Raw genomic sequence first — 17,798 nt, forward strand, 5'->3', positions numbered from 1 at the left:
TCAGTCCGCCGACACCCTGCTCAGCCGGCGCGACGCATTGCCGGAGGGCGGGCGATCAGTTCGAAGGCTTGCGCGTTGGACACGGTGAACTGATCCGCAAGGTCCTTCAGCGTCGTGCTGACCCGCATCAGATTATGGGTGGCGGCATTGGTCTGCTCGACCATGGCCGCATTCTGCTGGGTCATCTGGTCCATGTTGCCGACCGTCGTATTGATCTCGCCGATGCCGATCGCCTGTTCGCGGGCCGAGGTGGTGATAGCGTCGATATGGCCATTGATATGTTCGACCTGCTGGCCGATCACGGTCAAGGCCTCGCCGGTCCGGTTGACGAGGGTCACGCCGGTCAGGACATCGGCGAAGGATTTGTCGATGAGCGACTTGATCTCCCTGGCCGCGTCGGTGGATTTCTGGGCCAGCGCGCGGACTTCCTGGGCGACCACGGCAAAGCCCTTGCCGGCATCGCCGGCACGGGCGGCCTCCACCCCGGCGTTCAGCGCCAGGAGATTGGTCTGGAAGGAAATCTCGTCGATGACGCCGATGATCTCGGTGATCCGCCGCGAGGAATCCTCGATGGCGCCCATCGCCGACACTGCCTGGCCGACAACTTCACCGGCCTTGCGCGCTTCGGCGGTCGCATGGCCGACGACGCGGCGGGCCTCTTCGGTGCGGCTGGCGGATTCCCGGGAGATCGTGGTGATTTCCTCGAGGGCTGCCGCGGTTTCCTCCAGCGACGCGGCCTGCTGTTCGGTTCGGCGCGCCATATTGTCCGTGCCTGTTACCAATTCGCCGGCATTACCGGAGGTTTCGTCGGCGGCCATGACGATCGAGCCGAGCGCCCTGTCCAGCGTTGCCAGCGCGCTGTTGAAATTGGTCTTCAGGTTTTCGAACTGCGGCGCCAGTTCGTCGTCGATCGTGGCGGTCAGATCGCCCCCGGCGAGACGTGCCAGCGACGCCTCGATCGCCGCAAGCGCGTGATCCTGCTGTTCGGCATGCAGCCGGCGCTCGGTCTCCGACTGGACGCGGGCTTCCTCGAGTGCTTCGAGATAGACCGAGATGCCGTAATCCATGTCGATGAAGGCGGCCTTCATGACGGCCGTGATATCGAGGCTGACATCCTTCGCCTTCTTCCTGTGGAGAAAGCCGTCGAGATGTTTTTCGACAACCGCCCGGACGATGGATTCGACGATCAGCGCATAGCCGCCGATATACCAGCGGGGATCGAGACCAAGGCGTGCATGGATCCGGCCGACGGAGGTGACGGCATCGACATAATCTGCATCGAAATCGGCCGAGGCGATCTTTTCCCAATGTCGGACCTGGCGCGATTTGGCGCTCTTCACATGGGCGTCGCTCGCAAAGAATTTCGCGGTCACCGGATGGGCGGTCGCCTTTGCGTAAAAGGCATCGAGAGCGCCGTCGAGCGAGGCGGCAATGACAGGCTTTGCCTTGCGCAACGCATCGCGCTCTGCCTTGCCGAGGCCGACGAAATCCAGCCGCTCGCTCAGATCACGGCCTGTGGAACCCTTTGCAGTCATGCTGCCATCCTTTGACGTTGGAGAGAATGCGACTGCGACGTCGACGTCATGTCGGCAGGAAATACGCAAGATGGCCGGTGTTAGGATTTCATCGTTAAGAATGACTGAAGGAGGCCTGTCCAAAATGACGCACCATGGCGGATCGGGCAACGAAAAGGGGGCGCCGCGGCGCCCCCTGGATAATCTGCGGAAATACGTTCAGACGTAGCGGTTGACGACGTTTTCGAGCAGCTCCTGCTGGCCGGATTTCGGCTGCGGGTTGAGATCGGTCTTTTCGACATAGGCCGTGATCTCTTCCAGCGACATGCCGGTCAGACGCTTTTGACCCTCTTGCGTCTTCCAGCCGGCATAGCGCGCATCCAGCGGTCCGGACAGCGCCTTGTCCTCAACCATTTTCGCCGCGGCGCGCAGGCCCCGGGCGCAGCAATCCATGCCGCCGATATGACCGATCAGGAGGTCCTGCGGATCGATCGACTGGCGGCGCAGCTTGGCGTCGAAATTGGTGCCGCCGGTGGTAAAGCCGCCGCCCGACAGGACCTGGTAATAGGCCAGCGCCATTTCCGGCACATTGTTGGGGAACTGGTCGGTATCCCAGCCGGACTGGTAGTCGTTGCGGTTCATGTCGATCGAGCCGAAAATGCCATAGGCATTGGCCAGCGCCAGCTCGTGTTCGAAGGAATGGCCGGCAAGGATCGCATGGCCCTGCTCGATATTGACCTTGACCTCGTTTTCCAGCCCGTAGGCCTTCAGGAAGCCGTAGACCGTGGCGACATCGTAGTCGTACTGGTGCTTGGTCGGCTCCTGCGGCTTCGGCTCGATCAGGATGGCGCCCTTGAAGCCGATCTTGTGCTTGTATTCGACCACCATGTTGACGAAGCGGCCAAGCTGGTCGAGTTCCTGCTTCACATTGGTGTTGAGCAGCGTCTCATAGCCTTCGCGACCGCCCCAGAGAACGTAATTCTGGCCGCCGAGCTTCAGCGTCGCATCCATGCAGGTCTTCACCGTTGCCGCAGCAAAGGCAAAGACATCCGGGTCCGGATTGGTGGCGGCACCCGACATATAGCGGCGGTGGGAAAACAGGTTCGCCGTGCCCCAGAGCAGCTTGACGCCGGTTTCGGACTGCTTCTTGGCGAAGTAATCGACGATCTCCTCGAGGTTCCTGGTGTTTTCGGCAAAATTCCTGCCTTCCGGGCGCACATCGGCATCGTGGAAGCAATAGAACGGCGCGCCGAGCAGCGAAAAGAGTTCGAAGGCGACATCGGCCTTCAGCTTGGCCGCCTTCATGCTGTCATCGAACCAGGGACGCTCGAAGGTTTGGCCGCCGAAGGGGTCGCCGCCCGGCCAGACAAGGCTGTGCCAATAGGCGACGGCAAACCGCAGATGGTCCTCCATGCGCTTGCCAAGGACGATCTCGTCCGGATTGTAGTGGCGGAAGGCCAGCGGATTGGTGCTGTCGGTGCCTTCATATTTGATCTTGGCGATATCGCCGAAAAAGCCTGTGCTCATGGTTTTCTCCTGATGTGTCGTTGGAATTTTGGAATGCCCCTCATCCGCCCTATCGGGCACCCTCTCCCCGCAAGCGGGGAGAGGGTTAGGGTGAGGGGCGCCTTCTAGTTCGCAGTCACCGACCTGATTGCCGGATAAAGCCGCCGGTAGCGCTGGTAGGCCTCCTCGTAAGCGCCGCGCAGCGCCGTATCCGGCTCGATGGTTTCGGCGGTCGTCGGCGCGTTGAAGACGGCGAGCGGATCCGCTCCGATTGCCGCCACCAGCCCGAGACGGGCAGCACCGAAGGCTGCGCCGAAATCGCCGTCGGCGGGAAGATCGACAGGCAGGCCGAGCGCGGTGGCGATCGATTTTAGCCAGTAGCGCGAGCGCGAACCGCCACCGATGGCGGTGACGCGGGAAAGCTCGGTGCCGGCCGCGCGCAGAGCTTCGAGATTGTCGCGAAGGGCAAAGGACACGCCCTCCAGCACCGCCTGGGTCAGCACCACGCGGCTGCTTTCATGGCCAAGCCCGGTAAAGACGCCGCGGATGGCCGCATCATTGTGCGGCGTGCGCTCGCCGGAGAGATAGGGCAGGAAGGTGACGCCGGTGGGCGCTTTCAGTTCATCGCCAAGCTCACCGGTCAGTTCGCCGGCGCTCTTGCCGGTTACACCGGAATGCCAGTTGAGCGCGTCGGTCGCCGACAGGATGACGCCCATCTGGTGCCAGGTGTTCGGAAGCGCGTGGCAAAAGGCATGTACGGCGCTCTCTGGATTGGGCAAATAGCTGGAATTGGCGGCAAACAGGACGCCGGAGGTTCCGAGCGACACGAAGGCATGCCCCTCACCGACCGTGCCCATGCCGCAGGCCGAGGCCGCATTGTCGCCCGCCCCGCCGGCCACCACCACATCGGCGCCCATGCCCCATTGGGCTGCGAGATTGCTTTTGAGCGTGCCGCCCGCCTCGGTGCCTTCGATCAGGCGCGGCATCTGCCGTTTCTCAAGTCCGGTCGCGGCAAGGAGGGATTCCGACCAGGCGCGTTTTCCGGTGTCGAGCCAGGAGGTGCCGGCCGAATCCGACATCTCCGAAACATGATCGCCGGTCAGCCACAGGCGCAGATAATCCTTCGGCAACAGCACCCAGCGCAGTTTCGCAAAGACCGCCGGTTCGTTTTCGGCGACCCAGACGAGCTTCGGGGCGGTAAAGCCCGGAAAGACGATATTGCCGGTGAGCGCGCGGAACTGCGGATCGGCATCGAGTGCGGCCGCCTGCGCAAAGCTGCGCGTATCGTTCCAGAGGATGCAGGGGCGCAATACCCTGTCCTGATCGTCCAGCAGGGTCGCGCCGTGCATATGGCCGGACAGTCCAATGCCGCGGACGGCGGCAAGCTCCGCCGGATGCGCGGCCTTCAGACCGGCGATCGCCTCCTCGGTCGCCCTGATCCAGTCGGCCGGATCCTGTTCCGACCAGCCGGGATGCGGGCGCGAAACATCCATCGCGCCCGATGCCGAGCCGACGACGCGCTGGCTGTCGTCGATCAGCAGTGCCTTCACCCCGGACGTGCCGAGATCGATCCCCAGATACATGATGCTCTCCCTTAGTCTTTCCGGCCCTGTTCGGGCTCGTTTCGGCTGCCCTGCTCGAAGGGCAGATTTGTTTCACTGCCCTGCTCGAAGGGCAGGTTGTCTTTCAGGAAAATATCGATGCGGATGCGCTCCTGCGCCCCGACGACGGCCATGCCGTCGGCCTTGGCCTTGAGCACGCGGATGGCGCTGCGCACTTCATGACCGGCATCCTGGTTCAGGACCGCATCGATCTGCCCCTCTTCGAGAGCCGCACGCGTATGCGGAGTCAGTTCATGGGCGATGACGCAGATCGGCGGTCCCTTGCCACGCTTTTTCAGCGCCGCGATCAGGCCGCGATTGCCGGCGCCGAGACTGTAGATGCCGGCAATTTCGGGGGAAGCGGCGAGTGTCTCGCCGATCAGCCGCGCCACGCGCGCGGGATCGTCCTGGCCTTCGATGACCGGCAAAAGCCTGTGATCGGGAAACATCTCCTCCATCACGGCTAAAAATCCCTCCAGCCGGTCGCGATGGTCGCGCACCAGCATCGAGCCTGCAAGCACGGCCACCGGCCCCGGTCGGTGCCCCAGAAAGCGGCCCATCAGGCTTGCCGCCGTGCGCCCGGCGGCAATATTGTCGATGCCGGCGAAATGATCGCGCGCCGAGCCGGTAAGGTCGGAGACCAGCGTCACCACCGGAATGTGCCCTACCCGCAGCCGATCGACGGCGGCGACCACATCGGGAGAATCCACCGCCACCACCGCGACGCCCGCAGGCGAGACGGCCGCTGCCTCGTCCAGAGCTGCCACCAGGGCTCCGGCGTCGAAGGCAGGAACGGTAACGATGGAAATCTCGGTCCGCTCCACCGGCGAGCGGAGGATTGCGGCGCGTATCTCTTCCTCCAGCCCGCGCATGAAGGAATTGTCGCCGGACGGCAGAATGAAGATCAGGGGATAGACGCGGCCCTTGGCAAGGTTCGCCGCCGCGACATCGCGGACATAGCCGATGCGCTCGATCGCCTGCTCGACCTTTTCGCGGGTGACGATGCGCACGCCGGGACGCCGGTTCAGCACCCGGTCGACGGTCGCAAGGCTGACCCCTGCCGCAGCAGCAATATCGTGCACAGTGGGACGCATGTTTCCTCCGGCAAAAAGCCTTAGAGGAAAATCTGATGTACGTAAATCAAAAATCTCGCCCGACCCACCGCCTGTTGAAATCAAGGCGACAGCCCAAGGCTAGTTCCGTGGTAGCGGCTTAGTGCCCTCCGCCCTCGGCGGCGGGCACGGTCTGCGGCTTCTTGATCAGGAAGGCACAGAAGATCAGCGCGGCGAACAGCCCGGTGAGGATGAGGAAAACATCGACGAAGGACATGACCATCGCCTGCTGGCGCACCATGCCGGACAATTTACTGATAGCGATCGCCGCGCCATCAAGGCCATGGGAATTGTATTTCGCCGTCATGTTGCTCAACTGCTCCATGGCCTGCGGGTTGCCCCACTGCACGTGCTCCTGAAGCCGCGCATAATGTTCCTGCTCACGCTGTGTCAGGATCGTGTTGATCGCCGCCAGGCCGACCGCGCCGCCGAGATTGCGGGTAAGGTTGAACAGGCCGGAGGCGCCGCGAATACGGGCCGGCGACAAGGTGCCGAGCGCCACATTGTTGATCGGCACCATGCACAGCATCAGGCCGATGCCGCGCAGGATCTGCGGGATGAGCAGTTCGTAGAAATCCCAGTCCGCGGTCAGTCCGGTCATCAGCCAGGTGCCGGCCGCAAAGGCGGCGAAGCCGATCGCCATCATGACGCGCGGATCGAGCACGGTCGACAGCCGACCGGCCACCGGCGCCGTGCAGAACATCGCAAGGCCCGAGACGAACAGGGTCTCGCCGATCATCAGGGAATCATAGTCGCGGATGCCGGCCAGATAGAGCGGATAGAGATAGGTGAGCCCGTAGAGCCCGATGCCCATGATGAAGGAAAACAACGATCCGAAGGCGAAATTTCGATTGGAAAAGGCGCGAAGATCGACGATCGGAAACTCCACCTTGAAGGCCCGGTAGAAGAACACGATCGCACCGGCCGCCGAGGCGATGGCAGCCAGGAAGATATGCTCGTCGCTGAACCAGTCCTTGGCATTGCCCTCTTCCAGCACATATTCCAGCGCGCCCAGAAAGACCGCCATCGAGGCGAGCCCCCACCAGTCGAACTTCTTGAACAGGCTGAGTTCCGGCTTGTCGAAATCGATGAAATTCCAGGCGATGATCGTGACGATGATGCCCGGGATGATATTGACGAGGAACAGCCAGTGCCAGGAAAAGGCATGGCTGAGATAACCGCCGACGGTCGGGCCGATCGTCGGTGCCAGCGTCGCGACCAGACCGATGATCGGCGAGACGATGCTGCGCTTGGAGGGCGGGAAGATGGTGAAGGCGGCCGCGAACACGGAGGGGATCATGCCGCCGCCGATAAAACCCTGCAGGGCGCGGTAGACGATCATCTGGTCGATATTGGTTGCGGTTGCCGCAAGCGCGCTTGCCGCGGTGAAGCCGGCGGCCGAAACCGAGAACAGGACGCGGGTGGAAACGATGCGCGCCAGCGTCCCCGACAGCGGGATCATGATCACTTCGGCGATCAGATAGGCCGTCTGCACCCAGGCGACCTCGTCCGAGCCGGCCGAGAGACCCGCCTGGATTTCCGCCAGAGACGCCGAAACGATCTGGATGTCGAGGATCGACATGAACATGCCGAAGACCATGGCGAAGAAGGCGATCAGGCGCCTGGGATCCATGCGCTCTTCCGCCGTCGCAGCGGGCGGCACGATCCTGTCTGCGGTTGCGGTGGCAGCCATGGGGTCTTGCTCCCGGCGCGCTTCGCATCACGCGAAGCGGCCAAACAATTTTGAAATGAGATGCGGTGCCGGACACCCGCCCTTTCCGTCAAATAGGCCGCGGGTCGGGCGGCCGGCTATTTCACAGCGGCAATGTCCTGCTGCTCAGGCGCGGTGCGCGTATCGACATCGACGACGACGCTGAGGCCGGCGCGCAGGCGGCCGCTCTCCAGCACGTCCTTCGGGAAGACGATCCGCACCGGTACGCGCTGGATCACCTTGGTGAAATTGCCGGTGGCATTTTCGGCCGGCAGCAGCGAGAACACCGAGCCGGAGGCCGGCGAGATCGACTGGACGGTGCCGGTGATCGCCTCTTCGTCGAAGGCATCCACATGAATCCGGACCTTGGAGCCCGGAACCATGTGGGCGATCTGCGTTTCCTTGAAATTCGCATCGATATAGAGCCGATCGGCAGGAACGAGCGCAGCCAGGCGCTGGCCGGCGGAAACAAGATCACCTTCCTGGATGGCGAGATTGCCGACGATGCCGTCATAGGGCGCTTTCAGGACGGTGAAGCCGAGATCGCGCTCGGCCTTGTCGCGGGCAAGCTCCAGCGAGCGGATCGTGCTTTCGGCTTCGGCGCGCTGGGCAACGAGAACGGCGATATTGGCATTGGCTGTCGCGATGCTGGCATCGGCGCCCATGAGATTGGCGCGGGCCTGATCGACCGCAACCGTTGCGCTGTCGAGCGAGGCGACGGTGCCGACCGCCTTCGCCTCAAGTTCGCTTGCTCTCTTAAGCGTCGTTTCGGCGCCGCGGACGGTGGCTTCCAGCGCCGTCTTCTGCGCCTTCGCTTGCGCGACACCGGCCTTCGCGCCGGCGATCTGGGCATCGAAGCGCTTCAGAGACAGTTTTTCGGTCTCGATCGCAGCCTTTGCCTGGTCTGCGGCGATGCGGTAATCTTCCCTGTCCAGCGTGACCAGCGGATCGCCGGCCTTGACGCGCTGGTTCGCGACGACGTTGACCTTTTCGATATAGCCGGACACTTTGGGAGAAATCGATGCGATATCGGCTTCGATATAGGCATCGTCGGTGGAGATCATGAAGCGACCATTGGTCCACCAGTCGTAGCCATACCAGCCGCCGGCGGCCAGGGCGGCAAGGACGATGACGGGAAGCAGAATTTTGCGGCGCGCGGGCTTTGTCGCCGCAGGGGCAGGATCGGGCGCGATCTGCGGTTCCGCCGCCACGACGGCATCCGCCGGCGCGGCGCGCTCGACCGGTTCTTCGAAATCGTCATCGACGGGCCGAACAAGGGCCGCGCCGGATTTGCTGGAAACTGACATGGTGCACGACCCAGAATTTACGGTGAATTGTTGACCGAACCGTTCGGTTCGATTGACATAAGGACTGTTCAAGCACATATCAAGTGAAATCGAACCGATCGGTTCGAAAATATTTCGAGACGAAAATGACCGCGACTGACGAAAAAATGGCGGAGCCTGCGAAAACCGACCCCTGCCCGAGGCAGTGCACGCCTCTCTCCGGCCGACGGGCCGCCGGCGAGGATCCGGTCAAGCGCGAACAAATTCTCGACGGCGCCAAGCGCGTTTTCATGAGCGTCGGTTTCGACGCCGCGAGCATGAACGATATCACCCGCGAAGCCGGCGTCTCCAAGGGCACGATCTACGTCTATTTCGAGAACAAGGAAGACCTGTTCGGCGCGCTGATAGAGCGCGAGCGCGAGCGGGTGGTCCAGAACATCAAGCATGCGCTCGACGAAAAAGAGCCGATCGACGAAGCCATGTTCGATTTCGGCGTGACCCTGACGCAGCATCTGACGGGCGATCACACGATCCGCGCCATGCGGATGGTTCTCGGCGTCATCGACCGGATGCCGGGGCTTGCCAGGCGCTTTTTCGTCGCGACACCGGAAAGCGGCTATACGATCCTGAAAGCCTATCTCGACCGCCGGATGGCGCAGGGCGACCTTGTGATCGCCGACACCGAAATGGCTGCCCGCCAATTCATCGAAATGTCGCTCGGCGGCATGCTCAAGCGCCGGCTGTTTGGCGAAATGGCAATGCCGCCGTCGCGCGAGACGATCGAAGAACTGGTCTCGGCGGCCCTCACCGTGTTTCTCGCCGCCTACGGGCAGAAGCGGAAAATTCCCTGAACGGGGCACCGGCAGGCCGATCCGAGCGCCCGCCACCCGGGACAAAGCGATTTTTCGTACACATTTAACGGTATCAATTGCCGCCAAAACGCCTCGGCCGCTTGTCTCGTGAGCATTTCCGCATAGATAGGGAAGTGAAACCCCGCGCCTGCCTCCGGTTGCCGCGTGAAATCCCTTTATGCCCAGCTTGAACCCAAGAAGGAACAGCCGCCGATGCAGGATATTTTGCTGCTCATGCAAGATCCGACCGCATGGATTGCCCTTGTAACACTGATCGTGATGGAAGTGGTGCTCGGCATCGACAACCTCATCTTCATCTCGATCCTGACGAACAAGCTGCCACCGGAGAACCGCGAGAGCGCCCGGCGCATTGGCATCGGCCTGGCACTCGTCATGCGGCTGGCATTGCTCGGCACCGTCGCCTGGATCGTCCAATTGACAACGCCGGTCTTCACCGCCTTTGGCCACGGCTATTCGTGGAAGGACATGATCCTCATTGCCGGCGGCCTGTTCCTGGTCTGGAAGGCGACCAAGGAAATCCACCACAGTGTCGATCCGCAGGATCACGAGGAGGATTTCATCACCACCACGGCAACTACCGGCTTTGCCGCCGCCATCGGCCAGATTCTGCTGCTCGACCTCGTATTCTCGGTCGATAGCATCATCACCGCCGTCGGCATGACCCCGCATCTGCCGATCATGGTGGTCGCGGTCATCGTCGCCGTCACCGTCATGCTGGTCGCTTCCGGCCCGCTTGCCCGCTTCATCGAGAAGAACCCGACGATCGTCATGCTGGCGCTCGGCTTCCTCCTGATGATCGGCACGACGCTGATTGCCGAAGGCGCCGGCTTCCACGTGCCCAAGGGCTACATCTATGCCGCCATGGCCTTCTCCGCGCTGGTCGAGGTGCTCAACATGCTGTCGCGGCGCAAGCGCCAGCGGGACAAGGCAGCCAAGGCTGCGAAATAGGCTGATAATGAAAAATCCCCGGGACGCCTGTCCCGGGGATTTTGGTAGGTAATAGAGGCAAGGATACGGACCGGAGAGGTGGGGAGCTCGACTGCCGTTTCGTTGGCCGCGAAGAGAAACCGGAAAAATCTCCGCGTTCTCCATCTCCCTCGTGTCCGGTTGACACAGCCCGCATTCCTCGGGGTTCAGAACGAACGAATTCCGGCTTGGTTCCAATCTTTTCGCGTGTCGATCGCCTCGAGGACCTGTCTCACCCTGGATCATATCGCCATGGCGGCGGAGCAGCCGACTATCCTCTCCGGTCAGTTTTCCTTGACGCGCCCTTTTGAATATGGTCTCACGCCAGCCATATGGAACGACCGGCATTTCAAGCCGTTTCGGGCATTGATCGGGCAGTTCCTCTCCTTAAAAGCATGCGCCTCCGCCTCCGGATATCCTGCCCGGCGGACGGCCGAAAGCACGTAGAGCACGGGCCCGATCATGACAGACAGACCAGTCCGGGTGCGCATCGCACCTTCCCCCACCGGCGAACCCCATGTCGGCACCGCCTATATCGCGCTGTTCAACTATCTCTTCGCGCAGAAGATCGGCGGCGAATTCATCCTGCGTATCGAGGACACCGATGCGACCCGCTCGACCCCGGAATTCGAGACCAAGGTTCTCGACGCGCTGAAATGGTGCGGCCTGACATGGTCGGAAGGCCCCGATATCGGCGGCCCCTATGGCCCCTACCGCCAGAGCGACCGCAAGGACCTCTACAAGCCCTATGTCGAGCAGATCGTCGCGGCCGGTCATGGCTTCCGCTGCTTCTGCACGCCCGAGCGGCTGACACAGATGCGCGAGACCCAGCGCGCGGCCGGCAAGCCGCCGAAATATGACGGGCTCTGCCTGCATCTTTCGGCCGAGGAGGTCACGACCCGCGTTGCCTCCGGCGAGCCGCATGTCGTGCGCATGAAAATCCCGACCGAAGGCTCCTGCAAGTTCGTCGACGGCGTCTATGGCGAAGTCGATATCCCGTGGGATGCGGTGGACATGCAGGTGCTTCTCAAGGCCGATGGCATGCCGACCTATCACATGGCCAATGTGGTCGATGACCACCTGATGAAGATCACCCATGTGGCACGCGGCGAGGAATGGCTATCCTCGGTGCCCAAGCACATCCTGATCTACCAGTATCTCGGTCTCGAGCCACCGGTGTTCATGCACTTGTCGCTGATGCGCAATCACGACAAGTCGAAGCTGTCGAAGCGCAAGAACCCGACCTCGATCTCCTATTACACCGCGCTCGGCTATCTGCCGGAAGCGCTGATGAACTTCCTTGGCCTGTTCTTCATCCAGATCGCCGAAGGCGAGGAGATGCTGACCATGGAGCAGTTGGCGGAGAAATTCGATCCGGCCAACCTCTCCAAGGCCGGCGCGATCTTCGATGTGCAGAAGCTCGACTGGCTGAACGGCCGCTGGCTGCGCGAAGGCTTGAGCGAAGACGAATTCGCCGCCCGCGTGCTCTCTTGGGCAATGGAAAACGACCGCATCCGGCAGGGCCTGAAACTGTCGCAGTCGCGCATTTCAAAGCTCGGCGAACTGCCCGATCTCGCCGGCTTCCTGTTCAAGTCCGATCTCGCGCTTGACGCCGCTTCCTTCGCCAAGGTCAAATCGACTCCGGAAGAACTGGTCGAGATCTTCAACACGGTCCAGCCGGATTTGGAAAAAATTCTCGAATGGAACGTCGAATCGATCGAAGCCGAACTGCGGGCGATTGCCGAGCGGATGGACAAGAAGCTGAAAGTCATCGTCGCGCCGCTCTTCGTGGCCGTCTCGGGCTCGTCGCGCTCGCTGCCGCTGTTTGACTCGATGGCCATCCTCGGTCGCTCGGTCGTGCGCCAGCGCCTGAAAGTCGCCGGCCAGGTGGCGGCGTCGATGGCGGGCAGCGGGAAGTAATGACGGGGGCCCTCTTCTCCCCAGCGGGGAGAAGTGCCGAGCGAAAGCGAGGCGATGAGGGGGTCTTTCGGCAAATTTTGAAGTCTGTGGCTCCCCCTCATCCGGCCCTGCGGGCCACCTTCTCCCCAAGGGGAGAAGAGGGAGAGGGCCGCAGCCGTAGACACTCTTTGGACACAAGCCCTAAAGGCACGAGACAATGACCGACAAGACCGAAACCACCCTCTCCTCCGACGTCACAGAAGTGCGCGCCCAGAAGCTGGCCTTGCTGCGCGAAAAGATCGGCGACGTCTATCCGGCGCATTTCCACCGCACGATCACCAACGCGGATCTCGCCAAGAAATACGAGGCTCTGGAAGCGGACGTGGTGACGGACGATGTCGTGACCGTTGCCGGCCGCGTCTATTCCTCGCGCAATTCCGGCATGTTCATGGATATCCATGACGCCGGCGGCAAGATCCAGATCTTTTCCCACAAGGACACCACGCCCGAAGAGGCGCGCGCGCTGCTGCCGATGATCGATCTCGGCGACATTATCGGCGTGACCGGCGTGGTGCGACGCACCAAGCGCGGCGAGCTGTCGATCAATGCGCAAGAGATCACCATGCTCACCAAGTCACTATTGCCGATGCCCGAAAAGTGGCACGGCCTGTCCGACATCGAGCAGCGCTACCGCAAGCGTCACCTCGACATCATGACCAACGAGGAATCCAAGCTCCGCTTCCAGCAGCGCTCGAAGATCGTGTCCGGCATCCGCCGCTTCATGGAAGAAGACGGCTTCATGGAAGTCGAGACGCCGATGCTGCACTCGGTCTATGGCGGCGCCACCGCCGAGCCGTTCAAGACGCATCACAATACGCTGAAGCTCGACATGTTCCTGCGCATCGCGCCGGAACTGTTCTTGAAGCGCACGCTGGTTTCCGGCTTGACCGACAAGGTCTTCGAGATCAACCGCAACTTCCGCAACGAAGGCGTTTCCACCCGGCACAATCCGGAATTCACCATGATGGAATGCTACTGGGCCTATGCCGACTACGAGGACATCATGGACCTCGTCGAGCGCCTGTTCGAAACGCTCGCGCTCTCGATCCACGGCACGACCGAATTCCTGTTCGGCGACAAGGAAATCTCGTTCAAGGGGCCGTTCAAGCGCGTGCCGATGCCGGATGCCGTGAAGGAAGCCACGGGGATCGACTTCCTGGCGATGAAGACCGACGAGGAAGCCCGCACCGCCGCCAAGGCTGCCGGCTTCGAAGTCGAGAAGGATTGGACCTGGGGCGAATGCCTCGCCTTCATCTTCGAGGAAAAGGTCGAGGGCACGCTGATCCAGCCGAGCCATGTGACGCATTTCCCGAAGGACATCTCGCCCTTCGCCAAGGAAGTGCCGGGCGAGCCGCGCCTCGTCGAACGCTTCGAGACCTATTGCAACGCCTGGGAACTCGGCAATGCCTTCTCGGAACTCAACGATCCGGAAGAACAGCGCAAGCGCATGGTCGAGCAGCTGGAACAGGCCCATGCCCGCGGAGAGAAAGAAAAGCAGCTAGACGATGAATTCCTGGACGCCATCGACCAGGGCATGCCGCCGGCCGGCGGGCTCGGCATCGGCGTCGATCGGCTGGTCATGCTCCTGACCAACGCCCCATCGATCCGCGATATCATCCTGTTTCCGGCCCGGCGCGGCAAGGCGGACTGAGGCTTCGCCTCACTCCATCATCAATGCGTTTCGCCGCCTTCATGGCCGCCGGCTCCAACCGGCGGCTTTTCATTGTGCGCCACGGACGCATCCTGCACGCCGTCCGCATGATCGGCAACCTCGACCTGGCTATCAGGCCCCGCCTCTCCAAAGACCATGGCGATCATCGAACCGAGAAAGCCTTTCTCGCCGGATGCGGCCTGCTCGTGGGCCGGCGCAACTTCCTCGCCATGGTCGGATGCCGCTTCTTCGCCGTGCCCACCGGCTGGCGAACCCTCGGCGCCGGCTTCAGCCTCGGCGGCAGCGGCAATCGGATCGAAACAGTCGGATTTGTCGTCCATGGCCGTCAGGGTGCTCCTGATTTCCTCGGCCGGCAGGGACACTTCGCGGCCATGGAACAGGCCGGCAAGATTGGCATCGCCCTTCTTGTAGCGCGCGACAAAGGGGGTGGTCATGCCGGGCACCTTGCCCGGATCCGGTGCAAACAGCACCTCGGCGCCGATCGCCGGTCCGCGACGGCGGGCGCGCTCATGCGGGCCTTCGTGATCGAGGACGACGACCTGGTAAAGATCGGCCTTCTCCGCATTGGCAAGCTGCCCGGTGATGCGCAGCGCCGTGCGGACACGGTTGACGCCGCCGGCCTCCTCCGTGCTGACATATTTGCGGATCCAGCGCTGGCCGTTGCGGCGCATCTTCAGTGTTTCGACCGTGGTGCAGGCGACGCCAGAAAGGGCCGGCCCGTCGCGGTCGCCCCCGCCGAGAAGCGCCTCCTTGCCGGAATAGACGGCAAAGGCGCCCGAGGCGCCCGTTAGAACGAGGACGCCGGCAATGACGAACATGACCTTCCGGGGGAAGCGTATTGTCTTGAATACAGGCTTCACGCGCACCGTTCCGTCATCCGCCAAACTCCATACTCTTTTGAATGAGACGACAGTTTAAGCTGGCGATGTTTCAGAAGTTTAAACGCCTTGCGAATTTCGACGACCAAAACGGTACAGTTCGCGGCGACCGAATTCTGCCGGCCGCCGCGGCGAGGGAACCGGGCCTCAGTCGAGGATATACCGGCCGCTGCAGTTCGGGATACGGCGCCAGCCGCGCAGGTCCTGCTCATAGACCATGCCGGAGGATCCGCGGACGGTGCAGACAACCTTGCCCCGGCGATAGCGGTGATTGGGGTTCTGGTAATGCGTATAGGTATGGTCGCGCGATCCCATGCTTTCGCTACCGCGACCGCCGCGGCCATTGTCGCCCTTCGCAGCGGCGGCTTCCTGAACGGCGATCGACCCCATGGAGGTGGCCAGGATGAGCACGAATGGAATGAACTTGCGCATGTCGTTTCTCCTTCGATTGTTCAAGAAGGGCCAATCCCTCCTCTGGAAACGATCATCTCAAAAGCAAGCCCCACCGGCTGTTCCCGTTGGAACAGGGAAATTGCCGTGAAAAAGCGGCGGCGACGGCTTGATCCAAACCCGATGGCAGGCGAAGAGAGGCAAAGGCCAACAGGGTCCGGTCTCGCGGCAAAGCGGGTCGTTGCCACCTTCGGCAAGACCCCGACACGACATTTCAGGCAGAGAAAAGAACACATCCCATGCACAAGGTAATTTTCGATACGGACCCCGGCGTCGATGATGCGATGGCGCTGCTTTTCCTGCATCACCATCCCGATATCGACCTGATCGGCATTACCACGATTTTCGGCAATGCCTCGATCGAAACGACCACGCGCAATGCGCTTTACCTGAAACGGAAATGGGACATTGCCGCCCCGGTCGCCCGCGGTCTTGGCGAGACGCTCGACCCCACCCGCCCGCATGTGGGCTGGCCGACGTCCATCCATGGCGATGACGGGCTTGGTAATATCGGCGTGCCGGAGACGGTCGATCTTTCCTGCGATCCCCGCCCCGCGCACCGCTTCATCATCGACACGGTGCGCGCCCATCCCGGCGAGGTGACCCTGGTCGCCGTCGGCCGGATGACCAATCTGGCGCTGGCGCTGCGCGACGATCCCGGCATCGCGGCCCTCGTCAAGAACGTCGTGATCATGGGCGGCGCCTTCGACATGCGCGGCAATATCACGCCGGCGGCCGAGGCCAATATCCATGGCGACCCGGAAGCCGCCGATGCGGTGATGACGGCGCCCTGGCCTGTCGTCGTCGTCGGCCTTGACGTTACCGAACAGACGGTGATGACCCGCGCACGGCTGGCGGCCATCGTCGCTGCCGGCGGCGAACGGGCAAAGCTGCTGTCGGATATTTCCCTGTTCTATGTCGATTTCTACGAGCAGCATGTGGAGGACGGCATGGTGGTGCATGACAGTTGCGCCTGCGTCTATGTCGTCGCACCGCATCTCTTCACGCTGCGCAGCGGCGCGATCCGCGTGGTCTGCGGCGGCATCGCCGATGGCCAGACCATCCAGAAGGCGGACGACCACCAGTTTCCGCCGAGCGCCTGGGACGACCTGCCGAGCCAGAATGTCTGCACCGGCATCGATGCGGAGGCGGTGCTGGACCTGATTTCGCAGACGCTGGCGTCGCAGCCGGTGGCCTGAGCCATAAAAATTCGCGGTGATGGCTGGCAGCCCGTGGTTTGCCAGCTATCTTCACATTCATGAAACCGGAAAAGCTGCTTTATCCCACGCCCAAGGGGCTTTACTGCGAGAGAGGCGGTTTTTACGTCGATCCGGTCCAGCCGGTCGAACGCGCCCTGATCACCCACGGTCATGCCGATCACGCGCGCTCCGGCCATACGCACGTCATGGCGACGCGCGAGACGCTGGATATCATGCGCATCCGCTATGGCGAGGCGTTCTGCGCCAGCGAGCAGGAAGCGGTGCTCGGCGAGCGCGTCGGGATCGGCGAGGTCACCGTCAGCTTCCATCCCGCCGGCCATGTGCTCGGTTCGGCACAGATCGCGGTGGAGGCGGAGGGCACCCGCATCGTCGTCTCGGGCGATTACAAGAGGCGGCGAGACCCGACCTGCCTTCCCTTCGAACCGATCAATTGCGATGTCTTCATCACCGAAGCGACCTTCGGCCTGCCGGTCTTTCATCATCCGCCTGACAGCGGCGAGATCGCCCGGCTCATCACCTCGCTCGGCCAGTTTCCGGAACGCGCCCATCTGGTCGGCGCCTATGCGCTCGGCAAGGCCCAGCGGGTCATCGCGTTGCTCAGGGAGGCGGGCTATGACAAACCGATCTTCATCCATGGCGCGCTGGCAAAGCTTTGCGATTACTATCAGGGCCAGGGCATCGAGCTGGGCGATATCCGCCCGGCGACGATCGGGCCAAAGGACAAGCAGTCCTTTGCCGGCGCGGTGGTGATCGGCCCGCCGGCGGCTTTTTCCGACAAATGGGCCCGCCGCTTTCCCGATCCCGTCGCGATCTTCGCCTCCGGCTGGATGCTGGTGCGCCAGCGCGCCAAGCAGCGCGGCGTCGAGCTGCCGATGATCATTTCGGACCATTGCGACTGGCCGGAACTGACCGACACGATCACCGAAATCGGCCCGGGCCAGGTCTGGGTGACGCATGGCCGCGAGGAAGCGCTCGTGCGCTGGTGCGAATTGCAGGGCATTGCCGCCCGGCCGCTGCATCTGGTCGGCTACGACGACGAGGGAGAATAGCC

13 protein-coding genes and 1 pseudogene are annotated in these 17,798 nt (G+C 62.5%); 6 read left to right on the top strand and 8 right to left on the bottom strand.

Going from position 1 to position 17,798, the window contains the following annotated elements; translation table 11 throughout:
• Nucleotides 1-20 precede the first annotated feature (20 nt).
• The 6 genes and pseudogenes from ASD31_RS23995 to ASD31_RS24020 form a co-directional block, all read right to left on the bottom strand.
• The gene (locus ASD31_RS23995; RefSeq protein ID WP_056340101.1) at nucleotides 21-1,535 is read right to left on the bottom strand and encodes a globin-coupled sensor protein; all 1,515 of its coding nucleotides are present in this window, start codon (nucleotides 1,533-1,535) and stop codon (nucleotides 21-23) included.
• Nucleotides 1,536-1,733: 198 nt separating this feature from the next.
• Complete coding sequence (xylA, locus tag ASD31_RS24000) at nucleotides 1,734-3,041, bottom strand: xylose isomerase (RefSeq protein ID WP_056340105.1); 1,308 nt, start codon at nucleotides 3,039-3,041, stop codon at nucleotides 1,734-1,736.
• Nucleotides 3,042-3,145: 104 nt separating this feature from the next.
• Nucleotides 3,146-4,603: a xylulokinase gene (gene xylB / locus ASD31_RS24005; RefSeq protein ID WP_056340108.1), complete on the bottom strand. Its 1,458-nt coding sequence runs from the start codon at nucleotides 4,601-4,603 to the stop codon at nucleotides 3,146-3,148.
• A gap of 89 nt (nucleotides 4,604-4,692) precedes the next feature.
• A pseudogene (locus ASD31_RS24010) lies at nucleotides 4,693-5,715 on the bottom strand (LacI family DNA-binding transcriptional regulator); the annotation flags it as partial.
• A 118-nt stretch (nucleotides 5,716-5,833) separates the two neighbouring features.
• A complete protein-coding gene (locus ASD31_RS24015) occupies nucleotides 5,834-7,426 on the bottom strand; it encodes a DHA2 family efflux MFS transporter permease subunit (protein WP_056340111.1) in 1,593 nt (530 codons plus the stop codon).
• 116 nt (nucleotides 7,427-7,542) lie between these two features.
• Nucleotides 7,543-8,751 (bottom strand): HlyD family secretion protein, encoded by a 1,209-nt coding sequence (locus ASD31_RS24020; RefSeq protein WP_056340114.1) that lies wholly within the window; start codon nucleotides 8,749-8,751, stop codon nucleotides 7,543-7,545.
• A gap of 146 nt (nucleotides 8,752-8,897) precedes the next feature.
• Between ASD31_RS24020 and ASD31_RS24025 the strand changes: the two genes are divergently transcribed.
• The 4 genes from ASD31_RS24025 (at nucleotide 8,898) to lysS (ending at nucleotide 14,178) form a co-directional block, all read left to right on the top strand.
• Entirely contained in the window at nucleotides 8,898-9,581 is a 684-nt protein-coding gene (locus ASD31_RS24025; protein ID WP_244483963.1) for a TetR/AcrR family transcriptional regulator, read from the top strand.
• 213 nt (nucleotides 9,582-9,794) lie between these two features.
• The gene (locus tag ASD31_RS24030) at nucleotides 9,795-10,550 is read left to right on the top strand and encodes a TerC family protein (RefSeq protein WP_056340715.1); all 756 of its coding nucleotides are present in this window, start codon (nucleotides 9,795-9,797) and stop codon (nucleotides 10,548-10,550) included.
• Nucleotides 10,551-11,030: 480 nt separating this feature from the next.
• On the top strand, nucleotides 11,031-12,488 hold the full coding sequence (gltX, locus tag ASD31_RS24040) for a glutamate--tRNA ligase (RefSeq protein ID WP_056340123.1): 1,458 nt from the start codon (nucleotides 11,031-11,033) through the stop codon (nucleotides 12,486-12,488).
• Nucleotides 12,489-12,684: 196 nt separating this feature from the next.
• A complete protein-coding gene (gene lysS / locus ASD31_RS24045; protein WP_056340126.1) occupies nucleotides 12,685-14,178 on the top strand; it encodes a lysine--tRNA ligase in 1,494 nt (497 codons plus the stop codon).
• Between the two features lie 20 nt (nucleotides 14,179-14,198).
• Here lysS and ASD31_RS26410 read toward each other — a convergent pair whose 3' ends face one another.
• Both ASD31_RS26410 and ASD31_RS24055 read right to left on the bottom strand, forming a co-directional pair.
• Nucleotides 14,199-15,059: a hypothetical protein gene (locus ASD31_RS26410; RefSeq protein WP_200952254.1), complete on the bottom strand. Its 861-nt coding sequence runs from the start codon at nucleotides 15,057-15,059 to the stop codon at nucleotides 14,199-14,201.
• A gap of 165 nt (nucleotides 15,060-15,224) precedes the next feature.
• Nucleotides 15,225-15,509 carry a hypothetical protein gene (locus tag ASD31_RS24055; protein ID WP_056340132.1) on the bottom strand — a complete coding sequence of 95 codons (285 nt, stop codon included), beginning with the start codon at nucleotides 15,507-15,509 and terminating at the stop codon, nucleotides 15,225-15,227.
• A 257-nt stretch (nucleotides 15,510-15,766) separates the two neighbouring features.
• Here ASD31_RS24055 and ASD31_RS24060 point away from each other — a divergent pair, with 257 nt between their 5' ends.
• Nucleotides 15,767-16,726: a nucleoside hydrolase gene (locus tag ASD31_RS24060; protein ID WP_056340135.1), complete on the top strand. Its 960-nt coding sequence runs from the start codon at nucleotides 15,767-15,769 to the stop codon at nucleotides 16,724-16,726.
• Nucleotides 16,727-16,785: 59 nt separating this feature from the next.
• Nucleotides 16,786-17,796 (top strand): ligase-associated DNA damage response exonuclease, encoded by a 1,011-nt coding sequence (locus tag ASD31_RS24065; RefSeq protein WP_056340138.1) that lies wholly within the window; start codon nucleotides 16,786-16,788, stop codon nucleotides 17,794-17,796.
• Nucleotides 17,797-17,798 lie beyond the last annotated feature (2 nt).

It is taken from the genome of Rhizobium sp. Root482 (genome assembly GCF_001426565.1).
Taxonomy (GTDB): Bacteria; Pseudomonadota; Alphaproteobacteria; order Rhizobiales; family Rhizobiaceae; genus Pararhizobium.